The organism is Falsirhodobacter deserti, from assembly GCF_004015795.1.
Lineage (GTDB): Bacteria > Pseudomonadota > Alphaproteobacteria > Rhodobacterales > Rhodobacteraceae > Falsirhodobacter > Falsirhodobacter deserti.
The window spans coordinates 1,770,610-1,792,686 of sequence record NZ_ML137218.1; the positions used below are offsets into that span (position 1 = coordinate 1,770,610).

The 22,077-nt window shown below is 62.5% G+C and carries 31 protein-coding genes; 3 read left to right on the top strand and 28 right to left on the bottom strand.

Features of this window, described 5'->3' with window-relative positions; all coding sequences use genetic code 11:
• Positions 1-27: 27 nt before the first annotated feature.
• The 3 genes from JX25_RS08915 to JX25_RS08925 all read left to right on the top strand — a co-directional run bounded on the left by JX25_RS08915 (position 28) and on the right by JX25_RS08925 (position 3,094).
• A complete protein-coding gene (locus JX25_RS08915; protein ID WP_128255230.1) occupies positions 28-1,647 on the top strand; it encodes an MFS transporter in 1,620 nt (539 codons plus the stop codon).
• A 74-nt stretch (positions 1,648-1,721) separates the two neighbouring features.
• Positions 1,722-2,600 (top strand): acetylglutamate kinase, encoded by an 879-nt coding sequence (argB, locus tag JX25_RS08920; protein ID WP_128255231.1) that lies wholly within the window; start codon positions 1,722-1,724, stop codon positions 2,598-2,600.
• Positions 2,597-3,094, top strand: a complete 498-nt coding sequence (locus JX25_RS08925) for a SixA phosphatase family protein (protein ID WP_128254659.1) — start codon at positions 2,597-2,599, stop codon at positions 3,092-3,094. Before argB ends, JX25_RS08925 begins: the two co-directional genes overlap by 4 nt.
• A 6-nt stretch (positions 3,095-3,100) precedes the next feature.
• Here JX25_RS08925 and JX25_RS08930 read toward each other — a convergent pair whose 3' ends face one another.
• The 28 genes from JX25_RS08930 to rplP form a co-directional block, all read right to left on the bottom strand.
• Positions 3,101-3,886 carry an ATP-binding cassette domain-containing protein gene (locus JX25_RS08930; RefSeq protein ID WP_128254660.1) on the bottom strand — a complete coding sequence of 262 codons (786 nt, stop codon included), beginning with the start codon at positions 3,884-3,886 and terminating at the stop codon, positions 3,101-3,103.
• Between the two features lie 10 nt (positions 3,887-3,896).
• Positions 3,897-5,213, bottom strand: coding sequence for an amino acid ABC transporter permease (locus JX25_RS08935; protein ID WP_128254661.1), 1,317 nt, complete (start codon positions 5,211-5,213; stop codon positions 3,897-3,899).
• A gap of 1 nt (position 5,214) precedes the next feature.
• On the bottom strand, positions 5,215-6,462 hold the full coding sequence (locus tag JX25_RS08940; RefSeq protein ID WP_128254662.1) for an amino acid ABC transporter permease: 1,248 nt from the start codon (positions 6,460-6,462) through the stop codon (positions 5,215-5,217).
• Between the two features lie 108 nt (positions 6,463-6,570).
• Entirely contained in the window at positions 6,571-7,587 is a 1,017-nt protein-coding gene (locus JX25_RS08945; protein ID WP_128254663.1) for an amino acid ABC transporter substrate-binding protein, read from the bottom strand.
• A gap of 180 nt (positions 7,588-7,767) precedes the next feature.
• Complete coding sequence (locus JX25_RS08950; RefSeq protein ID WP_128254664.1) at positions 7,768-8,469, bottom strand: ATP12 family chaperone protein; 702 nt, start codon at positions 8,467-8,469, stop codon at positions 7,768-7,770.
• 2 nt (positions 8,470-8,471) lie between these two features.
• Complete coding sequence (locus tag JX25_RS08955; RefSeq protein WP_128254665.1) at positions 8,472-9,494, bottom strand: RluA family pseudouridine synthase; 1,023 nt, start codon at positions 9,492-9,494, stop codon at positions 8,472-8,474.
• Entirely contained in the window at positions 9,491-9,865 is a 375-nt protein-coding gene (gene crcB / locus JX25_RS08960) for a fluoride efflux transporter CrcB (protein WP_128254666.1), read from the bottom strand. Before crcB ends, JX25_RS08955 begins: the two co-directional genes overlap by 4 nt.
• A gap of 31 nt (positions 9,866-9,896) precedes the next feature.
• Positions 9,897-11,213, bottom strand: a complete 1,317-nt coding sequence (locus JX25_RS08965; protein WP_128254667.1) for a replication-associated recombination protein A — start codon at positions 11,211-11,213, stop codon at positions 9,897-9,899.
• A gap of 42 nt (positions 11,214-11,255) precedes the next feature.
• Entirely contained in the window at positions 11,256-11,885 is a 630-nt protein-coding gene (locus tag JX25_RS08970) for a helix-turn-helix transcriptional regulator (RefSeq protein ID WP_128254668.1), read from the bottom strand.
• Between the two features lie 119 nt (positions 11,886-12,004).
• Positions 12,005-12,418 carry a 50S ribosomal protein L17 gene (gene rplQ / locus JX25_RS08975; protein ID WP_128254669.1) on the bottom strand — a complete coding sequence of 138 codons (414 nt, stop codon included), beginning with the start codon at positions 12,416-12,418 and terminating at the stop codon, positions 12,005-12,007.
• Positions 12,419-12,544: 126 nt separating this feature from the next.
• Positions 12,545-13,561, bottom strand: coding sequence for a DNA-directed RNA polymerase subunit alpha (locus JX25_RS08980; RefSeq protein ID WP_128254670.1), 1,017 nt, complete (start codon positions 13,559-13,561; stop codon positions 12,545-12,547).
• A gap of 117 nt (positions 13,562-13,678) precedes the next feature.
• Positions 13,679-14,068 carry a 30S ribosomal protein S11 gene (rpsK, locus tag JX25_RS08985; RefSeq protein WP_128254671.1) on the bottom strand — a complete coding sequence of 130 codons (390 nt, stop codon included), beginning with the start codon at positions 14,066-14,068 and terminating at the stop codon, positions 13,679-13,681.
• A 13-nt stretch (positions 14,069-14,081) separates the two neighbouring features.
• Complete coding sequence (rpsM, locus tag JX25_RS08990; RefSeq protein WP_128254672.1) at positions 14,082-14,450, bottom strand: 30S ribosomal protein S13; 369 nt, start codon at positions 14,448-14,450, stop codon at positions 14,082-14,084.
• 153 nt (positions 14,451-14,603) lie between these two features.
• Positions 14,604-15,254: an adenylate kinase gene (locus tag JX25_RS08995; protein ID WP_128254673.1), complete on the bottom strand. Its 651-nt coding sequence runs from the start codon at positions 15,252-15,254 to the stop codon at positions 14,604-14,606.
• Between the two features lie 9 nt (positions 15,255-15,263).
• A complete protein-coding gene (gene secY, locus JX25_RS09000) occupies positions 15,264-16,622 on the bottom strand; it encodes a preprotein translocase subunit SecY (RefSeq protein ID WP_128254674.1) in 1,359 nt (452 codons plus the stop codon).
• A 94-nt stretch (positions 16,623-16,716) separates the two neighbouring features.
• Complete coding sequence (rplO, locus tag JX25_RS09005) at positions 16,717-17,196, bottom strand: 50S ribosomal protein L15 (RefSeq protein WP_128254675.1); 480 nt, start codon at positions 17,194-17,196, stop codon at positions 16,717-16,719.
• 191 nt (positions 17,197-17,387) lie between these two features.
• The gene (gene rpmD / locus JX25_RS09010; protein WP_128254676.1) at positions 17,388-17,573 is read right to left on the bottom strand and encodes a 50S ribosomal protein L30; all 186 of its coding nucleotides are present in this window, start codon (positions 17,571-17,573) and stop codon (positions 17,388-17,390) included.
• Positions 17,574-17,585: 12 nt separating this feature from the next.
• Positions 17,586-18,140 (bottom strand): 30S ribosomal protein S5, encoded by a 555-nt coding sequence (gene rpsE / locus JX25_RS09015; RefSeq protein ID WP_128254677.1) that lies wholly within the window; start codon positions 18,138-18,140, stop codon positions 17,586-17,588.
• Positions 18,141-18,150: 10 nt separating this feature from the next.
• On the bottom strand, positions 18,151-18,510 hold the full coding sequence (gene rplR / locus JX25_RS09020; RefSeq protein ID WP_128254678.1) for a 50S ribosomal protein L18: 360 nt from the start codon (positions 18,508-18,510) through the stop codon (positions 18,151-18,153).
• Between the two features lie 12 nt (positions 18,511-18,522).
• On the bottom strand, positions 18,523-19,056 hold the full coding sequence (gene rplF / locus JX25_RS09025; protein WP_128255232.1) for a 50S ribosomal protein L6: 534 nt from the start codon (positions 19,054-19,056) through the stop codon (positions 18,523-18,525).
• A gap of 10 nt (positions 19,057-19,066) precedes the next feature.
• Positions 19,067-19,465 carry a 30S ribosomal protein S8 gene (gene rpsH / locus JX25_RS09030; protein ID WP_128254679.1) on the bottom strand — a complete coding sequence of 133 codons (399 nt, stop codon included), beginning with the start codon at positions 19,463-19,465 and terminating at the stop codon, positions 19,067-19,069.
• A 12-nt stretch (positions 19,466-19,477) separates the two neighbouring features.
• Positions 19,478-19,783: a 30S ribosomal protein S14 gene (gene rpsN, locus JX25_RS09035; protein WP_128254680.1), complete on the bottom strand. Its 306-nt coding sequence runs from the start codon at positions 19,781-19,783 to the stop codon at positions 19,478-19,480.
• A 15-nt stretch (positions 19,784-19,798) separates the two neighbouring features.
• The gene (gene rplE, locus JX25_RS09040) at positions 19,799-20,359 is read right to left on the bottom strand and encodes a 50S ribosomal protein L5 (RefSeq protein ID WP_128254681.1); all 561 of its coding nucleotides are present in this window, start codon (positions 20,357-20,359) and stop codon (positions 19,799-19,801) included.
• Positions 20,359-20,664, bottom strand: a complete 306-nt coding sequence (gene rplX, locus JX25_RS09045; protein ID WP_128254682.1) for a 50S ribosomal protein L24 — start codon at positions 20,662-20,664, stop codon at positions 20,359-20,361. Before rplX ends, rplE begins: the two co-directional genes overlap by 1 nt.
• Positions 20,664-21,032 (bottom strand): 50S ribosomal protein L14, encoded by a 369-nt coding sequence (gene rplN / locus JX25_RS09050; protein WP_022705624.1) that lies wholly within the window; start codon positions 21,030-21,032, stop codon positions 20,664-20,666. The genes rplX and rplN overlap by 1 nt, the downstream gene beginning before the upstream one ends.
• Before the next feature lie 63 nt (positions 21,033-21,095).
• Positions 21,096-21,332, bottom strand: a complete 237-nt coding sequence (gene rpsQ, locus JX25_RS09055; protein WP_128254683.1) for a 30S ribosomal protein S17 — start codon at positions 21,330-21,332, stop codon at positions 21,096-21,098.
• Between the two features lie 12 nt (positions 21,333-21,344).
• Positions 21,345-21,548, bottom strand: coding sequence for a 50S ribosomal protein L29 (gene rpmC, locus JX25_RS09060; RefSeq protein WP_128254684.1), 204 nt, complete (start codon positions 21,546-21,548; stop codon positions 21,345-21,347).
• Positions 21,549-21,659: 111 nt separating this feature from the next.
• Positions 21,660-22,073: a 50S ribosomal protein L16 gene (gene rplP / locus JX25_RS09065; RefSeq protein ID WP_128254685.1), complete on the bottom strand. Its 414-nt coding sequence runs from the start codon at positions 22,071-22,073 to the stop codon at positions 21,660-21,662.
• Between the last annotated feature and the right edge of the window lie 4 nt (positions 22,074-22,077).

Sequence of the window (22,077 nt, forward strand, 5' to 3'; positions counted from 1 at the left end):
GGCGGAGGTCAGGCACCCAAGGCGGACATGGCGGCCTCGTCGGTTCTTTCGCCGCTCAAGCATCCCGCATTCCGCATGATCTGGACGGCCACGCTTGTCGCCAACCTTGGCACGCTGATCCAGAACGTCGGCGCAGGCTGGCAGATGGCACTGCTGACGCCCTCGCATGACATGGTGGCGCTGGTGCAGGCATCGACCACGCTGCCGGTGATGATCCTTGCCATCGCGGCGGGCGCGCTGGCAGACAACTTTCCCCGCCGCCGCGTCATGCTTGCCGCGCAAAGCTTCCTGCTGGTGGTGTCGGCCATCCTTGCGATCATCGCGTTCATGGGGCTGCTGACCCCCTGGCTGCTGCTCACCTTCACCTTCCTTCTGGGCTGCGGCAACGCGATGCACCTGCCCTCGTGGCAGGCATCCATGCGGGATCTTGTTCCCCGCGCCGACCTGCCCTCGGCCATCACGCTCAACTCCATGAGCTTCAACCTCATGCGTTCGGTCGGGCCGGCGGTGGGCGGCATCATCGTGGCAAGCGCCGGACCGGCCTTTGCCTTCACGCTGAACGCCGTCAGCTATACCGCGGTGATTTTCGCGCTGGCCCGCTGGAAAAGCCCGCAGGAACCGCGCATCCTTCCGCCGGAACGCCTGGGCCACGCCATCGGCGTGGGGCTGCGATATGTCCAGCTTTCGCCCAACCTGTCGCGCGTGATGATGCGCGGGCTGGTTTTCGGCATGGGCGCGGTGGCCGTTCTGGCGCTGCTTCCGGTCATCACCCGCGATATCCTTCTGGCCGAGGCGCGGACCTATGGCAGCCTGCTGGGTGCTTTCGGCCTTGGGGCAATCGGCGGTGCGCTGGCCGCGCCGCGGCTGCGCGCCCGCCTGCGGATCGAGACGATCATCACCGGCGCCTTCGTGCTGAACGGGGCCGGCATCCTGATCATCGCCCTTTCGACGGTGGAGGCGGTGACGGTTGTCGGCCTGCTGCTGGCGGGCGCGGCATGGGTAACCGCGCTGTCATTGTTCAACGTTTCGGTCCAGCTGGCGACACCCCGCTGGGTCGTGGGGCGGGCGCTGTCGATCTATCAAACGGCTACATTCGGCGGCATGGCGCTTGGCAGCTGGCTGTGGGGCGTGCTTTCGGAAGAAATCTCGCTTCCGGCCACGCTGATTGCGGCGGCGGTGGTGCTTTTCTTCGGTGCGCTGATGGGGCGCGTCTGGCCGATGCCCGATTTCAGCGAAACGAACCTTGATCCCGCCAACCGCTTCAGCGAACCGGCGCTTCGGCTGGACCTGCAGCCGCAATCCGGGCCGATCATGGTCATGGTCGACTGGGACATCCCGCCCGAAAACACGCAGGCGTTTCTTGATGCCATGGCGGACCGCCGGCGCGTGCGCATCCGTGACGGTGCGCGGCAATGGTCGCTGCTGCGCGATCTGGAAAATCCCGACATCTGGGTGGAAACCTATCACGTACCGACATGGGTCGAATATATCCGGCACAACATCCGCCGGACGCAGGCTGATGTGGAATCCTTCGACCGGCTGCTGGAGCTGCATCGCGGGCCTGGCCGGCCGCATGTGCACAGGATGATCGAACGGCAAACCGTGCCCCTGACCGACGACATCATCATTCCGCCCAAGGTACCGTGAGGCTTGGCAGGACTTCACAAAGCCGCTAGTCCTGTGCCGAACCCCGAGGGCCCCCGATGAAGAAGCAGCTTGCCATGATGCGTGACTCGATCGCTACCGCCAAGACCCTGTCCGAGGCACTGCCCTATCTGCAGCGATATGCAGGTGCGGTTGTCGTGGTGAAGTTCGGCGGCAATGCCATGGGCGATCAGGATGCGATGGCCGAATTCGCGCGGGACATCGTGCTGATGCGGCAGGTGGGTCTGAACCCCGTTGTCGTGCATGGCGGCGGGCCGATGATCAACGACATGCTGACCCGCCTTGGCATCAAGAGCGAGTTCGTGCGCGGCAAGCGCGTGACCGACAAGGCCACCGTCGAGGTGGTGGAGATGGTGCTGTCTGGCCTTGTGAACAAGCGCATCGTGCAGGCGATCAACGATCAGGGGGGGCGCGCCGTCGGCATCTCGGGCAAGGATGACGACCTGATGGTTGCCGTGGCCGATGATCCCGAGCTCGGCTTCGTGGGCCGCCCGGTCGAAATGAACGTTCAGGTTCTGCGCGATCTTTACAAGGCGGGCATCATCCCGGTTGTCGCCCCCGTCGCCACGGGGATGGAGGATAACGAAACCTTCAACGTGAACGGCGACACGGCGGCGGGCGCGATTGCGGGCGCGCTGAAAGCCGATCGCCTGCTGCTTCTGACGGATGTATCCGGCGTCAAGAACAAGGCGGGCGAGGTTGTGACCCAGCTGACCCCTGATGAAGTGCGTGCCATGATCGCCGACGGCACCATCGCGGGCGGCATGATCCCGAAAACGGAAACCGCGCTTCAGGCGGTGGAGGAAGGCGTGCGCGCCGTCGTGATCCTTGATGGCCGTGTTTCCAACGCATCCTTGCTGGAACTGTTCACCGATCACGGCGCGGGCTCCATGATCCGCTCGACCGAGCCTCGGGTGAAGCCGCGGATCCGCTGATGCGCCGGCTTGTCCTGATCCGCCACGCCAAATCGGCGTGGGAAGATCCGCTTCTGACGGACCATCAACGCCCCCTTGCCCTTCGCGGGCAGGAGGCTGCACCCAAGATCGGCCGCTGGCTGGCCGATCAAGGCGCGGTGCCGGACCAGATCCTGTGTTCCGATGCCCAGCGCACGCGTGAGACATGGGGCCTGATCGCGCCCCTTCTGGACACGCCGGAACCGGCTTATCTGCCCGCATTGTATCATGCGGGGCCGGATGTGATCCTGCGCGAGTTGCGCCGCGCCACGGGCCAGACGGTTGCCCTGGTCGGTCACAATCCGGGAATGTGCGAATTCGCCGGCCTGATCGTGAAATACCGCCCCGCGCATCCGCAGTTCGACCGCTATCCGACGGCTGCCACACTGATCGCCGAATTCAGCATCGACGACTGGCGAGAGGCGACCTATGCCACCGCCCGCCCCATCGCCTTCACCGTTCCGCGGGATCTTTGACGATCCTCAGTGCCCGAGGATCTGGCTGAGGAACATCCTCGAACGCTCCGACTGCGGGTTGTTGAAGAACTCGCGCGGGGTGTTCTGCTCCACCACCTGCCCCTGGTCCATGAAAACGACCCGGTTCGCGACAGCTTGCGCGAAGCCCATCTCATGCGTCACGCAGATCATGGTCATCCCGTCCTCGGCCAGCGAGATCATGGTGTCCAGAACTTCCTTGATCATCTCGGGATCCAGCGCCGATGTCGGCTCGTCGAACAGCATGATGCGCGGCTTCATGCAAAGTGAGCGGGCAATGGCCACACGCTGCTGCTGCCCGCCCGAAAGCTGCCCCGGATACTTGTGCGCCTGGTCGGGGATCTTGACCTTGCGCAGGAAGTGCATGGCCGTTTCCTCTGCCTCGGCCTTGGGAACCTTGCGCACCCAGATCGGGGCAAGGGTGCAGTTTTCAAGGATGGTCAGATGCGGGAACAGGTTGAAGTGCTGGAACACCATCCCGACTTCGGAGCGGACCTTGTCGATGTTCTTCAGGTCAGATGTCAGCTCGGTACCGTCCACGATGATCTGGCCCGACTGATGCTCCTCCAGCCGGTTGATGCAGCGGATCAGGGTCGATTTGCCGGATCCCGAAGGGCCGCAGATCACGATCCGCTCCCCCCGATGGACGGTCAGGTCGATATCGCGCAGCACATGGAACTGGCCGAACCACTTGTTCATGCCGCGGATCTGGATGGCAATCTCTTCGCTGATCTGCATATGTCGGGTGTCGACGGCGCGTTCGGCAGTTTGCATGGCATGCTCCTTAACGGTTATCGCGTTTCAGGCGGCGCTCCAGATACATGGAATAGCGCGACATGCCGAAACAGAAGATGAAGAAAATGGTGCCCACGAAGATGTAAGGCTCCCAGTAGATGCCTTTCCATTCCATGGACGCGCGAACGGCGTCGGTGATGCCCTTCAACGGATCCAGAAGCCCCACGAAGATGACCAGCGTCGTGTCCTTGAACAGGCCGATGAAGGTGGACACGATCCCGGGGATGGAGATTTTCAGCGCCTGCGGCAGCACGATAAGCCGCTGCGCCTGGAAATAGTTCAGGCCCAGCGCGTCTGCCGCCTCGTATTGCCCGCGCGGCAGGGCTGCGAGACCGCCACGGATAACCTCGGCGATATAGGCGGCGGCAAACAGCGTCACCATGATGATCACCCGCAGGATGATGTCGAAGCTGGTTCCAGGCGGCAGGAAATAGTTCAGCAGAAGCGACGCCGTAAACAGCAGTGTGATCAGCGGCACCCCCCGGATGAACTCGATGAAGCAGACGGACATCGTCTTGATTAGGAACATGTCGGACCGCCGGCCCAGCGCCAGCGCGATGCCCAGCGGCAGCGACAGCGAGATGGCGGCCACGCCAATCGTAAGCGACAGCACGAAGCCCCCGAAACGGTCCGAACGGACGGCGTCGATCCCCAGCGGAATGGCAGAGCTGAGCGCCCGGTCCACCGGCGCGGCGGCCAGCAGCCACCACAGCACAGGCACGATCACGGCCGCGATGATGGCCAGCAGCGGCGAAACCCCGCGCAGCGCCCGCCACACCACCCACCCGATCACGAAGCCCAGCAGCGCCACCACCGGCAGCCACATGGATCCACCCCAAAGCAGCCAGAAGCCAAGGAACGGATAGATCGCCGAAACCGCCATCAGCCGGCGCGACATACCCGGAACCAGCACCGGTGCAAGGGCAACGAACAGCAGGACCAGCGCCAGCACGGGCCGCCAGTACAGATGCGCGGGATAAAAGCCGAACAGCCATTGCTGCCAGCGGTCGCGGACCACCGCAAAACAGGCGCCGCGCGCATCCGGCCCCCATATCTGGGCAATGATCTCGCGGCATTCGGTCAGGGTGTTCGCGTTCCAGACGCTGTGGGCGAACCATGGAACCAACCCGCGCAGCAGGAAGAACACCGCGATCAGGCCAAGCACGGTCAGGATCGTGTTCAGCCAGCCGGAGAACAGGTTCTCGCGCAACCAGCGGACGGCACCGGCCTGCCCTGCGGGGGGCGCGGCCTGCGGAAGCATCGAGTCGCGCACGAAACGAACGGTCTGGGCGTGAGTATCGCTCATCTCAACGCTCCTTCAGCTTGACGCGGGAGTTGTAGACGTTCATCGCGCCCGAGATGACAAGGCTGACCATAAGATAGATCAGCATCATCAGCAGAACGCATTCCAGCTCCCTTCCCGTCTGGTTCAGCGTGATGCCGCCAAGCGTGCCGCGCAGGTCCAGATATCCCACCGCGATGGCCAGCGAAGAGTTCTTGGTCAGGTTCAGGAACTGCGAGATCAGCGGGGGCACGATCACCCGCAGCGCCTGCGGCAGGACGACGAGGCTCATGGTGCGGCGGGGGCGCAGGCCAAGGGCGAAGGCCGCCTCGGTCTGTCCGCGCGATACGGCAAGGATGCCCGCCCGCACGATTTCCGCGATGAAGGCGCCGGTATAAAAGGACAGCGCCAGCCACAGCGCCATGAAGGCGTTCGGCACATTGACGCCGCCGGTGAAGTTGAAGCCGCTGATGGTCGGCACCAGCAGATGCACGCCCATCCACCAGCCCAGCAGCGTGACCGGCAGGATGACGATCAACAGCGATTTCCACCATGTCGTGGGGCGGCGGCCCGTCGCCTCTTGCACGGCGGCGGCGTGGCGGATCATCCTGCCGCGCAACCACAGGCTGATGACGATCACGCCCACGATGGCCGCAAAGGTAAGGTTCAGGCTGAACAGGCCCAGATCCACCGAGCCCAGCCCGCGCGTCACCCCGATATCCGGAATGGCGGTGTAGCGGTTGGTGATGGCGACAAGCCCAAGCAGAAGGCCCTGCCCCTCGTCCCCCCGGAAGACGGCAGGCGCAGGCGAGGCTTCCGTGAAAGCCGTGAAGAACAGCAGGATCCACAGCAGGATCGGCACGTTGCGGAACATCTCGACATAGATGGTCATCAACCGCGCCACCAGCCAGTTCGACGAAAGGCGCAGGATGCCGACGATGACGCCCACCACCGTGGCAAGGATGCAGCCCATCACCGCGATTAGCAGCGTGTTCATCAGGCCAACGAGCAAGGCCCGCAGATGCGTGTCGTTCTGCGAATACGGGATCAGCCGCTGAGCGATGTCGTATCCCGCGCGCATCGACAGGAATCCGAAGTCAAAGTCCTTTCCAAGCGCGGCAAGGTTCTGCACCGTATTGTCGATCAACCATGCGGCCCCTGCGACAACCAGCGCGAAAACGACGATCTGGATCGTCAGTGATCGGTAGCGGGTATCGTAAAGCAGCATGCCCAGCCGGAAGGTATCCTTCGGCCTGTTCACGGCATTGGCCATGAAGCACCCCCTGTCAAATGGCCATGCGGGATCGGACGGCGTCGTTGCGCCACCGCTGGCCTGTTCTTGATGTTCTGAATGGAGGGCGTTCACCGCCCTCCGGAAGGATCAGCGGAAGGGAGGTGCGTAAAGCAGCCCGCCTTGCGTCCATTGCGCGTTCAATCCGCGCGCCAGTCCGATCGGGGTGGATTCGCCAACCGTGGCCGAGAAGATCTCGCCATAGTTGCCGGTGGTGGAAATCGCGCGCTTGGCCCACTCCGCGTCAAGGCCAATCATCTCGCCCAGGCCGCCCTCGGTGCCCAGCAGGCGGCGAACCTCGGGGTTTTCGGAGCTGGCAGCCAGTTCCTCGATATTGGCAGAGGTGACGCCGTATTCCTCGGCCGCGACCAGCGCGTTCAGCGTCCAACGCACGATGTCAGTCCACTGGCTGTCGCCCTGGCGCGTTGCCGGCCCCAACGGTTCCTTGGAAATGATCTCGGGCAGGATGATGTGATCGTTGGGCGAGGCGAAGGCCGCGCGCGTGGCTGCAAGGCCCGACACGTCGGTGGTATAGGCGTCGCAGGCACCCGCCAGATACTGCTGTTCCCCTTCGGCGTTCGACTGGATCGCGACGGGCGTGTAGCTCATGTTATTGGAGGCGAAGTAATCGGCGAGGTTCATCTCGGTCGTTGTGCCGGTCTGGATGCAGATGGTCGCGCCATCGAGTTCCTTGGCCGAGGTGACACCGAGATCCTGCTTCACCATGAAGCCCTGACCGTCGTAATAGTTCACGCCCGCGAAATCGAGGCCAAGGTCGGTATCGCGCGAAAAGGTCCAGGTGGAGTTGCGCGCCAGGATGTCCACCTCGCCCGAGGCGAGCGCCGTGAAGCGGGTTTCGGCCGTGGTCGGCACGAAGCGCACCTTGTTACCATCGCCCAGCACCGCCGCAGCGACCGCGCGGCACAACGAGATGTCGAAGCCCGACCAGTTGCCCTGCGCATCCGGCGCGGCAAAGCCCGTCAGACCGGGGTTCACGCCGCAAACAAGCTCTCCGCGCGACTTGACGTCGTCCAGCGTGGCTGCCGATGCCGCAACGGCAGCAAGAGCCGCGATCGACAGCGTGCTGAGAAAAACAGTCCTGTTCATTTGTACCTCTTCCTGATGAAGCGCCCACGCCGCGGTTTCTCCGCCCTGACGCCATGGCCGCCAGCCCTGCGTCTGCCCCACCTTCGGACGGGAAGTTTCGACGCGTCAAGCCCGGCTGGCCACCCATGCCCATTGATGCGGCGTATGAAGCGGACCCTGCTTATGTATTCGGCTGAATTGTCACCGACACAATAGGAAAAACCGCTCCGCAGCAAGAAAGGCGGCCAGCCTCACCTCTTCGGCGGCCACGGCTTCATCATCCAGACCCCAGGTTTCGGACTGGAACGCCTCGTCGATGCGCGACAAGGCGAAGGCTTCGGCCCCTGTCAGGCGGCCATGTGCCACCGCAAGGCCAAGAACAAGCGAGCCGGAGATCGCCACCAGATCGTACAGCGCCGCCAGCTGGAACGCCGACATCGCCTGCAGCTGGCCGCGCAGGCGCATCAGGGAGGGCGCAGGCTGGTCCACGGGAACGATGCCTTCGGTGACGGTCAGCGGCGCCTCCAGCCGCTCAGCCGCCCAAGCCAGAACCGGGTCCCACGCACGCTGGCGGTCCACCAGTTCGGCAGGCCCGTCGGCGCGATAGCAAAGCAGGTCGCTGCCGCCATATCGGGCAAGCTCGCACACCACCCCGTCGAATTGCGTGGCAACCTTGTCGATGGCCGAATTGGCCGTGCGGGTGGCGGGCATCGTATCGGGGCGAACCTCCCCCTGCTGCGCGTCCCATTCCTCGGCGATCAGGCGCGCCAGCCCTTCGGTCGGCAGAAGCAGCGGCGCTTTGGCCGGCGTCCGTACGGGACGGCCGTCCAGCCGGACGCTGTGGCCCCCCTCCTCTGCGTGAACGGTGGCAGCGGTCCAGAAGCGTTTGGGGGCCCAGCTCATGGTCAGTCTCCGAAAGGATCGGCGGGAACGTCGTTTTCCTTCATGTCGAGCATGCTGAACGCGCGTTTCATATGCTCGGGCAGCGGGGCCACGAAGGTCATGGGGGTTTTCAGGATCGGATGCTCGATCGTCAGCTGGCGGGCGTGAAGGTTCAGCTTTCGGCTGATCTCGCCGCCGACACCGCCGCCCCAACCGTCACCCGCATTTTCCTGGCTGCTTCCGCCATACTTGCCATCCCCAAGGATCGGGTGCCCGATCTCGGCCATATGTGCGCGCAACTGGTGGGTCCGGCCGGTCACGGGTTCCAGCGCCATCCATGACAGGCGGGTGCCAAGGAACCACAGCACGAAGTAATCCGTATGGGCGCGCTTTGCTTCCGGAAAGTCGTTCATCTTGGCCGGGTGAACGCAGACCATCTTTTCATCCCGCCCGCCGGACTTCATCAGGCCATACTTGATCGACCCCTTCTTCGGGTTCGGCATGCCTGCCACCAGCGCCCAATATATCTTGCGGGCGTTGCGGTGACGCAGCGCTTCGGACAAGGCCCGCGCCACGCGATCCGTGCGCGCAAGGATAAGAACGCCCGAGGTGTCCTTGTCCAGCCGGTGCACCAGCTTGGGCTTGTCCTTGTAGCCGAACTTCAGCGCCTCGGCCAAACCGTCGACATGGCGGTTGCCCTGCCCCGATCCGCCCTGCGAGGGCAGCCCCGGCGGCTTGTTCAGGACGATCATATGCTCGTCCTTGAAGATAACCGCATCCTGGATCATCTTCGCGTCCGCGCTGGTGATCCGCGACGGCAGATCGCGCCGGTCATCATTGGGATCGGGCAGCGGCGGCACGCGAATGCTCATCCCCGGTTCGATCCGGTCCGAAGCTTTCGCCCGCCCGCCATCCACACGGATCTGGCCCGTGCGGCACATCTTTTCGACCGCGCCCTGCGTGACATGCGGGAAACGCCGCTTGAACCACTTGTCCAGCCGCTGTTCACCCTCATCGGCCGAAACGGTCAGTATCTTCACGCTCATGCAAGTATCCCCCGAGCTATGACGGCACCGGCCAGAACGGCCAGCAGCGACAGGATCACCGATCCAAGAACATAAAGGGCGGCCTGCGCGGCCTGCCCCCGCTCCCACAATGCCAACGCATCCAGCGAGAAGGCCGAGAAGGTGGTGAACCCGCCCAGCACACCCGTCAGCAGGAAGGGCGCGAACCGCTGCCCCCCCTTCAGCGCCAGCACAGTGGCCAGCATGCCCATGACCGCACAGCCAATCACGTTCACGGCCAGCGTGCCCCACGGAAAACCGGGTGCAAGACGCATCGCCGCAACATTGACCAGATAGCGAAGCGAGGCGCCTATCGCCCCGCCCGCCGCCACATATGGAAGTGTCAGGAGCATCGGCGCTGTCTCCGTTCCTGCTGCCCGATTGTCAACCTTCGCCGTTCCGTTTCGCCCGCAGCTTGGCGAAATACTCGACCCGCTTCTTCAATTCCCGCTCGAACCCGCGCTCGGGCGGCATGTACCAGACAGGGCGCTTCATCCCTTCGGGGAAATAGTTCTGCCCCGAAAAGGCATCCTCGGCATCATGGTCATAAGCGTAATCAGCGCCATAGCCCATTTCGCGCATCATCTTGGTGGGGGCGTTGCGGATATGAAGGGGCGGCGGTTCGCTTCCCGTCTGCTTTGCGGCGGCCCTGGCAGCCTTGAACGCGGTGTAAACGGCGTTCGATTTCGGGGCGAGCGCAAGATGAACCAGCGCCCCCGCCAGCGCCAGTTCCCCTTCGGGGCTGCCAAGGCGTTCGAAGGTGTTCCATGCATCAAGGCAGACACGCTGGGCATCCGGATCGGCCAGCGCGATATCCTCAACCGCCATGCGCGTGATGCGACGGGCAAGGTAGCGGGGATCCTCCCCCCCTTCCAGCATCCGTGCGAACCAGTAAAGCGCCGCATCCGGATCGGACCCGCGCACGGATTTGTGCAGGGCCGAGATGAGGTTGTAATGTTCTTCCCCGCCCTTGTCGTACTTGGCGGCGCGGCGCATCAGCCGGGCCGACAGAGCCGGCTTGTCCAGCACCCGGTCCAGTTTCCACGCGCTCACCTGCTCGATGAGGTTCAGAAGGGCGCGGCCATCGCCATCGGCCATTTCCAGCAACGATTCGCGGGCGGACCCGTCCAGCGGCAGGGCGCGGCCCATCTCCTGTTCGGCCCGCTGGGCCATCCGTTCCAGATCGGCCAGCGTCAGCCTTTCCAGCACGATCACCTGCGCGCGGGACAACACGGCGGCGTTCAGCTCGAACGATGGGTTCTCGGTCGTGGCGCCGACAAGAAGGATCGTCCCGTCCTCCATATGCGGCAGAAAGCTGTCTTGCTGCGCCTTGTTGAAGCGGTGGATCTCGTCCACGAACAAAAGCGTCCCCTGCCCGTTCTGCCGGCGCAGCTTTGCGCCTTCGAACACCTTCCGCAGCTCCGGAACGCCGGTGAAGATCGCGCTGATCTGCACGAAGGCCATATCCGTTTCATCGGCAAGCAACCGCGCAATGGTCGTCTTGCCCACCCCGGGCGGCCCCCACAGAATGATCGAGGACAGGCTGCCCGCCGCCAGCATCGCCCCCAGCGGCCCATCGGGCGACAGGATTTTCCCCTGCCCGATCACTTCGCCAAGTGCGCGCGGACGCAAACGGTCCGCCAAGGGGCGGTTGCCGTTGGGCGCAGGTGTTTCGGGTAGTGTATCGAACAGGTCAGCCATGACAGGAAGATAAGCCGCGTTGGCCCGCAGGGAAAGGTGCCGTCAGATCAGGCCGATTTCCTTGGCGCGCCGGATCGCCTCGGGCGTGGTACGGGCCAGCAGCCGCTCCCGCGCCGAATACAGCCGTGCCTTCAGCGCACTTTCCGAAATTCCAAGCTGCGCCGCCGCCCCCGCATACCGATTGCCCGACGAGACCACCCGAAGCGCCTCGATCTGCGAGAGCGTAAGCCGGTCAGGCGGGGACACCAGGCAGTGCAGGGTACGGATCGTGCGGAACAGGTGCTGAAGTTCGGCATCGGTGAATTCCCGGTCACTGCGGGCGATGACGCCCACGCTCATCGAAGTGACAGGTCCCTCGCAGGCCACGGCCCCGAAATTCAGGCCGAAACGCTTGGCTTCGGGGAAAACGCCATAGGGATCGATCAATCGCCGATCACTCCACCGCACGACGCCATTGTTGCTGCAGGCCCAGCCAAGGCACGGATCGCGCAGCACGAACCCCTTGTTGGTATAATGCTCCATCCAGACGCTGTTCAGAGTTGAAAACCGTGCGAGCGGGACTGACCGCCGGAAATGGAGACCAACGCAATATCCTTGAACGGCCATGTCCGACAGGCCAAGCAGGGCCTCCTCGACAGCGCGCGTCAGCGGCGCCGACCCTTCCAATGGCATACAAGTAACCCCGTGAAATACATAACCGCCCCACTCGATATCATCTCGACCGGCTGCGTTTATGCAAGAAAAAAGCCCGCCGAAAAGGCGGGCTTGATGATCGTGAAGATCAAGTTTGATTATTCTGCATCTTCTGCTTCAAGGCGGGCGCGGTCGGCTGCACCTTTGGCCGAAGTATCGCGGTCCACGAACTCGATGATTGCCATCGGGGCCATGTCGCCATAGCGGAAGCCGGCCTTCAGGATCCGGACGTAACCGCCCTGACGGTCCTTGTAGCGCGGGCCGAGGATCTCGAACAGACGCGCGACGTGCTTGTCTTCTTTCAGCTGGGCCTGCGCCTGACGACGGGCGTGCAGGTCGCCACGCTTTGCCAGCGTGATCAGCTTTTCAACGATCGGACGAAGTTCCTTCGCCTTCGGCAGCGTCGTCTTGATCTGCTCGTGCTCGATCAGCGAGCCCGACATGTTGGCGAACAGCGCCTTGCGGTGTTCGTGGGTACGGTTCAGGCGGCGGTAGCCACGTGCGTGACGCATAGGTCATCTCCTACTTTGCTTTGTCCGGCAGATCCTGCGTGTGAACCTGCTCACCTTGGGGCGGAATTGCCCATGTTTTCCCCCGCGAACCGGGGCATTGCCGGGGCGCATGACGCGCCCCGTATCTTAGAACTGGTCTTCGAAGCGCTTGGCCAGATCTTCGATGTTTTCCGGCGGCCAGTCCTCGACATCCATGCCAAGGTGCAGACCCATGCCCGAAAGCACTTCCTTGATCTCGTTCAGAGACTTGCGGCCGAAGTTCGGGGTGCGGAGCATCTCGGCTTCGGTTTTCTGGATCAGATCGCCAATATAGACGATGTTGTCGTTCTTCAGGCAGTTGGCCGAACGGACCGACAGTTCCAGCTCGTCGACTTTCTTCAGCAGCAGCGGGTTGAATTCCAGCCCGTCATCCGCATCCGAACGTGTCGCCGCTTCCGGTTCGTCGAAGTTCACGAAGATCGACAGCTGGTCCTGCAGGATGCGTGCGGCATAGGCCACGGCATCATCCGGCGTCAGCGAGCCGTCGGTTTCCACGCGCATCGTCAGCTTGTCATAGTCCAGCACCTGGCCCTCACGGGTGGGCTGCACATCATAGCTGACTTTCTTGACCGGCGAGTAGATGGCATCGATCGGGATCAGGCCAATGGGTGCATCTTCCGGACGGTTCTTGTCGGCCGAAACATAGCCCTTACCGGTGTTGACCGTCAGTTCCATCGAAACTTCGGCGCCATCATCGACGTGGCAGATCACGTGATCCTTGTTCAGGATCTCGATGCCGTTGGATTCTGAAATGTCGCCAGCCGTGACGACGCCCGGACCCTTGGCGTTGATCGAAAGGCGCTTGGGCCCTTCGACTTCCATCTTGATCGCGATGCCCTTCAGGTTCAGCACGATGTCGGTCACGTCCTCACGGACGCCGGCCACCGAGGAGAACTCGTGCAGGACGTTGTCGATCTGGACCGAAGTAATGGCCGCGCCCTGAAGCGACGACAGCAGTACGCGGCGCAGGGCGTTGCCCAGCGTCAGACCGAAGCCCCGCTCCAGCGGTTCGGCAACGACCGTCGCGATGCGCGCGGCATCGGCACCCGGCTTGACCGCCAGTTGCGTCGGCTTGATCAGTTCCTGCCAGTTCTTGTGGATCATGCGTGTCGCCTCCATACCAGCCTCTTGCCCATGTCCTAAGCGAGAAGCGCCCGAGGATCAGAAATGACGAAACCGGGCCGCGCTGTGAAGCACGGCCCGATCCTTTTCTTCGCGTTATCAGACGCGACGACGCTTCGGCGGACGGCAGCCGTTATGCGCCATCGGCGTGACGTCGCGGATCGACGTGATGTTCAGGCCAACCGCTGCCAGCGCACGCAGCGCCGATTCGCGGCCCGAACCGGGACCCTGAACTTCGACTTCGATCGTTTTCAGGCCATGCTCTTGCGCTTTGCGTGCTGCATCTTCTGCAGCCAGCTGTGCGGCATAGGGCGTGGATTTACGCGAACCCTTGAAGCCCATCGTACCGGCGGACGACCACGAGATCGCGTTGCCCTGCACGTCGGAGATCAGGATTTTCGTGTTGTTGAACGAGGAGTTCACATGAGCAACGCCTGCGGCGATGTTCTTGCGTTCCTTGCGCTTCATGCGGACTTTATCACGAGCCATCTGTCACGCCCCCTTATTTCTTCTTGCCGGCAATGGCCTTTGCAGGGCCTTTGCGCGTGCGAGCGTTGGTGTGCGTGCGCTGACCGCGAACCGGAAGGTTGCGACGGTGACGCAGGCCGCGATAGGAACCGAGGTCCATCAGACGCTTTACGTTCATCGAAACTTCGCGACGCAGGTCGCCTTCGACGGTGTAGTTGGCGTCGATGTGTTCGCGGATCGCCAGAACTTCGGCATCCGAAAGCTCGTTGACGCGGCGCGTGCGGTCGATGCCGACTGCGTCACAGATCTGTTCGGCAACGTGGTTGCCGATGCCGGTGATGTAGGTCAGGGCGATGGGGACGCGTTTCCCCGTCGGAATGTTTACGCCAGCAATACGTGCCAAACGTTATCCTTTCCAGGTTGCGGATCCGTAGCACCGGATCCTTTTTTCACAACTCCGCCCCGAGCGATCAGGACGATCCTCACCCCGAACGGGTGAAACGACCCACGGCGATTCCCGCGGGACGCCGTGAGGTATTGGATTTCCGGGCTCTGGTCAACCCTGTTCAAGCGCGGCCGAGATCGCGGCAGCAACCGCGTCGACACTGGCCAGCGCATCCACACGGCGCAGATCGCCCGTCGCGTGGTAATAGCCGATCAGGGGAGAGGTCTTCTTGTAGTATTCCGTCAACCGGTAGCGCAGCGATTCTTCATTGTCGTCGGCCCGCCGCACAAGGTTGGTGGAGCCGCAATAGTCGCAAGTGCCGGCCACCTTCGTCGGGTGTGTTTCATCGTGATACACGGCGCCGCAGCTGCCGCAGGTATAGCGGCCCGAAATGCGGCGCACCAGAACGGCATCGTCCACCTGCATCTCGATGACGGCGTCAAGCTTCTGGCCCATCTGCGCCAGAAGTGACCCAAGCGCGTCGGCTTGCGCCAGAGTGCGCGGAAAACCGTCGAAGATGTAGCCGGCGCTTTCGCCACTCTCCAGCTTCTCGCGGATGAGGCCGATCACGATCTCGTCGGTGACCAGACCGCCGGCATCCATCACCGCGGCAACTTTCAGCCCCATCTCGGAGCCGCTGCTGCGCGCTTCGCGCAGCATATCGCCCGTCGACAGCTGGGTCATGCCCCGTTCCTGCACCAGGCGTTTTGCCTGCGTCCCCTTCCCTGCCCCCGGAGGGCCGAGCAGAATCACGTTCGTCATCATTCTTCCTTAGCGGCGCGTCGGCACGCGTTTGCCGGTGCGCTTGCGGCCCCGCAGTTGCGATTTCTCGATCAGCCCCTCGTATTGATGGGCAAGAAGGTGGGACTGGACCTGCTGGATCGTGTCCATCGTGACCGACACGACGATCAGCACCGAGGTGCCGCCGAAATAGAATGGGATCGACAGCTGGTGGCGGATGATCTCCGGCAGGACACAAACAAAGGCGAGATAAGCAGACCCCAGAACCAGCACGCGGTTGACCACGTAATCCAAGTAGTCCTGCGTCCGCTTGCCCGGACGGATTCCCGGAATGAACCCGTTCTGGTTCTTCAGGTTGTCCGCCACGTCATCCGTCTTGAACGCGACGTTCGCCGTATAGAAATAGGCAAAGAACACGATCATCGCGATGAAGAACAGCAGGTAAAGCGGCTGGCCCGGCCCGAAATATGCAAGGATCGTCGACATCACCGGCCCAGTTTGCGAACCCGAGAAGGTCGCGATCGTCGTCGGCAGAAGCAGCAGCGAAGAAGCGAAGATCGCAGGGATCACACCCGCCGGGTTGACCTTGATCGGCAGGTGGCTGGACCCACCGTCATAGACCTTCATGCCCACCTGGCGGCGCGGATACTGGATGTGGATCTTCCGCAGCGCCCGCTCCATGAAGACCACGAACCCAATCACCACGACCACCATGACGGCCACGCCGATGATGACGGCAGGCGACACGGCGCCCGAGCGACCCTGGCTGAGGAACTGGCCGATATGCAGCGGCAGCTCCGCAAGGATGCCCACGAAGATGATCAGCGAGATACCGTTGCCGACGCCGCGCGCGGTGATCTGCTCGCCCAGCCACATCAGGAACATCGTCCCGCCTACCAGCGTGATGACGCAGGAGGCCTGGAAAAAGATGCCGGGATCGGTAACCAGACCGCCAGCCTCAAGGCTGCGGGCGATGCCGTAGGCCTGGAATGTCGCCAGCACGACCGTGAAATAACGGGTGTACTGGTTGATCTTCTTGCGCCCCTGTTCCCCTTCCTTCTTCAGCTGTTCAAGCTGAGGCACCATCGCGGCCAGAAGCTGCACGATGATCGAGGCGGAGATATAGGGCATGATGCCGAGCGCGAAGATCCCCATACGGCTGAGAGCGCCGCCGGTGAACATCGACAGAATACCGCCAAGGCCGGCGGCCGCACCGTCCATGAACTGACGCAGCGACGTCCCGTCGATGCCCGGCACAGGGATATAGGTGCCGATGCGATAGACGATCAGAAGGCCGATGGTGAAAAAGATGCGCCGACGCAGCTCGGTCGCCTTACCCAAGGCCCCCCAGCTGAGGTTCGACGCCATTTGCTCTGCAGCAGATGCCATGCCCGTTCTCTTTCAAGGTAGCGCCGCCGAACCGGGTCGGTGTCGGCGGCGCGGGGTAAGCGGTTCGATGCGCGGACCTGCGGCCCGCATCACCTTATTCGGCGGCAGCAGCCACCCGAGCCGTCACCGTCAGCGTGCCACCGGCCTTTTCAACCGCTTCGACAGCCGATTTGGACGCGCCGGACACGGTCAGGTTCAGCTTGGTGCTGACTTCGCCTTTGGCCAGAACGCGGATACCGTCACGCAGGTGCGTGGTCAGCCCCGCAGCCACCAGTGCAGCTTCGTCGATCGCGACCGAAGCGTCCAGCTTGCCGGCGTCGACGAATTTCTGGATCAGGCCCAGGTTGACGACTGCGTATTCCTTGCGGTTCGGCTTGGTAAAGCCGCGCTTGGGCAGACGACGGTACAGCGGCATCTGGCCGCCTTCATAACCGTTCAGTGCAACACCCGAACGCGATTTCTGACCCTTGATACCACGGCCACCCATTTTACCCTTGCCGGAGCCGGGACCACGGGCAACGCGCTTTTTCTTGCGGGCCGCGCCTTCATTGTCGCGTAGTTCGTGAAGTTTCATGTCGCTATTCTCCTTTGCCGGAACTGCCCCGCCAGCGACGGACAAGACAAACACGGCGTATATGATTCCAAGGGGCAGAAAGCCCCACCGGGTGCGTATATCCGCTTGGGCTGCATCCATCAAGCCACCCGTCGCGGCCAAAATGTCCCAGCCGATATGAAAAACGCCCCCGTCTCCGGAGGCGTTCGATCTTAGGCGCGTTCCTCGATGATCTTCACGAGGTGCGGGATCTTGTTGACCATGCCGCGCACGGAGGGAGTGTCCTCCAGTTCGCGCGTGCGGTTCATCTTGTTCAGCCCGAGACCTTTCAGCGTAGCCGTCTGGATCGCGGGGCGGCGAGCGGCCGAGGCCACCTGCTTCACGACGATGGTTGCCATCTCCGTTGCTCCTTACGCTTCCGCGACTTCAGCTTCCGGCTTCTTCAGGATGTCGGCGACTTTCTTGCCGCGACGGTTCGCCACCATGCGGGGCGACGCTTCCTGCTTCAGACCGTCCAGCGTGGCACGGATCATGTTGTACGGGTTCTGCGAACCCAGCGACTTTGCCACCACGTCCTGGACGCCAAGCATCTCGAACACGGCGCGCATCGGACCACCGGCGATGATGCCGGTACCCGCTTCAGCGGCACGCATCACGACCTTGCCGGCGCCGTGGCGACCGTTGGTGTCGTGGTGCAGCGTCCGACCGTCGCGCAGCGGCACGCGGATCATCTGACGCTTGGCCTGCTCGGTCGCCTTGCGGATCGCCTCGGGCACTTCTTTCGCCTTGCCCTTGCCGAAGCCAACACGACCACGCTGGTCGCCGACTACCACGAGAGCAGCAAAGCCGAAGCGTTTACCACCTTTCACGGTTTTCGACACGCGGTTGATCGCCACGAGACGATCGGCGAATTCCGGGGTTTCCTCGCGTTCGCGACGGTCCCGACGGTTCTCACGTTCTGCCATAATCGTCTCCTTAGAACTTCAGGCCGCCTTCACGGGCAGCCTCGGCCAGAGCCTTGACTTTTCCGTGAAAGATGAAGCCGCCACGATCGAAATAGCATTCTTCGATCCCGGCCTTCTTGGCGCGCTCGGCGATTGCCTTGCCAACAGCCGTCGAAGCCTCGACGTTGTTCTTGCCGATGAAGCCCAGCTCTTTCTCCATGGTGGAGGCCGAAGCCAGCGTGACGCCGTTCACGTCGTCGATCAGCTGAACGCTGATGTTCTTGGACGAACGGTGGACCGACAGGCGCGGACGCCCATTGGCCATTGCCTTCAGTTTGTTCCGGACGCGCAGGCGGCGCTTCAGGAACAGCTCGCGTTTTTTCAAAGCCATTTTAGCGCCCCCTTACTTCTTCTTGCCTTCCTTGCGGAACACGAACTCACCCTTGTACCGGATGCCTTTGCCCTTGTAGGGCTCAGGGCGTTTCCAGTCACGGATGTTCGCTGCGACCTGACCAACCTGCTGCTGATCAATGCCTTCCACAACGATTTCGGTTTGCTTCGGAGCCGTGACGGTGACGCCAGCGGGAACTTCGAAGTTGACTTCATGCGAATAGCCGAGCGACAGCTTCAGGACGTTGCCGGCCATCGCAGCGCGGTAACCCACACCTTGAATTTCCAGCTCTTTCTTGAAGCCCGTGGTCACGCCCTTCACCAGGTTTTCAACCTGGCTGCGGACCATGCCCCACTGCTGACGCGCGCGCTTCGAGTTGCCACGCGGGGCAACCGAAACGGCATTGTCAGCAAACGAAAGCGTCACGTCGTCGGTCGCGGTGAAGCTGCGGGTCCCTTTCGGGCCCTTCACTTCAACCATCTGGCCGCTGACCGTGGCGGTCACGCCGCTGGGCAGTTCGACGGGTTTCTTGCCAATACGAGACATCAAACCCTCCTTAGAATACCGTGCAGAGCACTTCGCCGCCAACATTGGCGGAACGTGCAGCTGCATCGGACATGACGCCTTTCGGCGTGGAGATGATGGACACACCAAGGCCGTTGCGTACGGACGGCAGATCTTTCGATGCCATGTACACGCGGCGGCCCGGCTTGGACACGCGCTTGACTTCGCGGATCACCGGGGTGCCTTCGAAGTATTTCAAGCTGATGACCAGCTCGCCCTGACCGTTTTCGGTCTCGGCTTTTTCATAACCGCGGATGTAACCTTCATCCAGCAGCACATCCAGCACCCATGCACGCAGCTTCGAAGCAGGGGTCGACACGGTCGACTTGCCACGCAGCTGTGCGTTGCGGATGCGGGTCAGCATATCGCCGAGAGGATCGTTCACGAACATCTACGCTCCTCCTTACCAGCTGGACTTGACCATGCCCGGGATCTGGCCGAACGAGGCCAGTTCGCGCAGCATGATCCGCGAGAGTTTGAGCTTACGGTAGTAAGCATGGGGACGGCCCGTCAGTTGGCAGCGGTTGTGCAGCCGGGTGGCGGACGAATTGCGGGGCATCTCAGCCAGCTTCAGTTGCGCCTTGAAGCGCTCTTCCATCGGCAGGTCTGCGTTTTTGGTGATTTCCTTGAGGGCGGCGCGTTTTGCAGCATGCTGTTTCACCAGCTTGGCGCGCTTGACCTCACGTTCAACCATGGATTTCTTGGCCATTTGGTCTCTCTCCGCTTAGCCGATGAAGGGCATGTTGAAGTGCTTCAGCAGCGCTTTCGCTTCCGCATCCGTCTTCGACGTCGTGCAGATGATGATGTCCATGCCCAGGATCTCGTCGACCTTGTCGAAGTTGATCTCGGGGAACACGATCTGCTCTTTCAGGCCCATGGCATAGTTGCCGCGGCCGTCGAACGAATTGCCCTTCACGCCGCGGAAGTCGCGGACGCGCGGCAGCGCGATCGTGATCAGACGGTCCAGGAACTCGTACATCCGGTCGCCACGCAGCGTGACCTTGCAGCCCAGCGGCATTTCTTCACGCACGCGGAAGCCGGCGATCGACTTCTTGGCATGCGTGACGACAGCCTTCTGGCCGGCGATCAGCGACAGCTCTTCAGCTGCGGCTTTCACCTTCTTGGTGTCTTTCACGGCTTCGCCGACGCCCATGTTCAGGACGATCTTGTCCAGACGCGGGATCTGCATGTCGTTCTTGTAGCCGAACTCCGTCTTCATCGCGGCACGGATGGTGTCACGGTAAAGCGTGCGGAAGCGCGGGGTATAGGTGGCAGCGTCGAGCATCAGATCGCCTCCCCGGTGGTCTTGGCAAAACGCACCTTCTTGCCGTCTTCCTCACGGAAGCCGACGCGGGTGGCCTTGCCGTTCTTGTCCAGCAGAGCGAGGTTCGACAGGTCGATCGGCATCGCCTTGGGGATGCGGCCGCCTTGCGAGCCCTGGGACTGCTTGGTGTGACGGATCGCGATGTTCACACCCTCGACCACGGCTTTGTTGTCCTTGGGCGCAACGGACGAAATCGTCCCTTTCTTGCCCTTGTCCTTGCCGGTGAGGACGATGACTTCATCGCCTTTCTTCAACTTCGCAGCCATCAGAGCACCTCCGGAGCGAGCGAGATGATCTTCATGAAGTTCTTGGCACGCAGCTCGCGCACGACCGGCCCGAAGATACGGGTGCCGACCGGTTCGCCCTGGTTGTTCAGGATGACGGCGGCATTGCGATCGAAGCGGATAGCGGTGCCGTCTTCACGGCGAACTTCCTTGGCGGTACGAACGACAACGGCCTTGCGGACGTCACCTTTCTTTACGCGGCCGCGCGGAATGGCTTCCTTGACCGACACCACGATGATGTCACCCACGGAGGCATACCGGCGGTGCGAACCACCCAGGACCTTGATGCACTGAACCCGGCGAGCGCCGGAGTTGTCAGCAACATCCAGATTGGTCTGCATCTGGATCATTTAGGTTCTCCCGACCTTTGGGGAGCGGCGGGCCGCCCCCAGGGTTTCGTTTCGGCAGAACGATCAGACCGTTTCGGTCACAACCGTCCAGCGTTTCGTCTTCGAGATGGGCGCGCATTCTTCGATGCGAACGGAATCGCCGACCTTGAATTTGTTCTCCGCGTCATGGGCGCGGTATTTCTTCGACAGACGCACGGTCTTCTTCAGCAGCGGGTGCTTGAAGCGACGCTCAACCAGAACGGTGATCGTTTGCGCGTTCTTGTCGCTGGTCACGGTGCCTTGCAGGATACGTTTGGGCATCTAATCGGCTCCTCAGTTCGCCGCCGCTTCAGCGGCTTTCTGGTTCAGAACCGTCTTGATGCGGGCGACGTCGCGGCGGACCGTGCGCATACGGGCGGTATTCTCAAGCTGGCCGGTGGCCTGCTGGAAGCGCAGGTTGAACGCTTCCTTCTTCAGCGCAACAAGCTGCTCACGCAGCTGGTCGGGCGTCTTGGACGTGAATTCACTGGCGGACATGCGCCATTCCTTTCCGTCTCACCAGAGGGCCCCGATGGGGTGACCCTGAACCTGGTGGGTTTCATCAAAAATCCGAACCCCCGGGGCATCCCCGGGGGTTCAGATGAATTCTTACCAGTCTTCGCGGATGACGACACGGCTTGTGACCGGAAGCTTCATCGCACCAAGGCGGAGCGCTTCTCTTGCCACAGATTCGGGCACGCCGTCAATCTCAAACATGACGCGACCCGGTTTCACCTTCGCCGCCCAGAAGTCGACGGAGCCTTTACCCTTACCCATCCGAACTTCGGTAGGCTTCGAGGTGACCGGTACATCCGGGAAGATCCGGATCCAGACGCGACCCTGACGCTTCATGTGGCGGGTGATCGCGCGGCGGGCCGCCTCGATCTGGCGCGCCGTCACACGCTCGGGCTCGGTAGCTTTCAGGCCATAGGTGCCGAAGTTCAGCAGGAAGCCGCCTTTGGCTTCACCGTGAATGCGGCCCTTGTGCTGTTTGCGGAACTTGGTCCGTTTCGGTTGCAGCATCTGT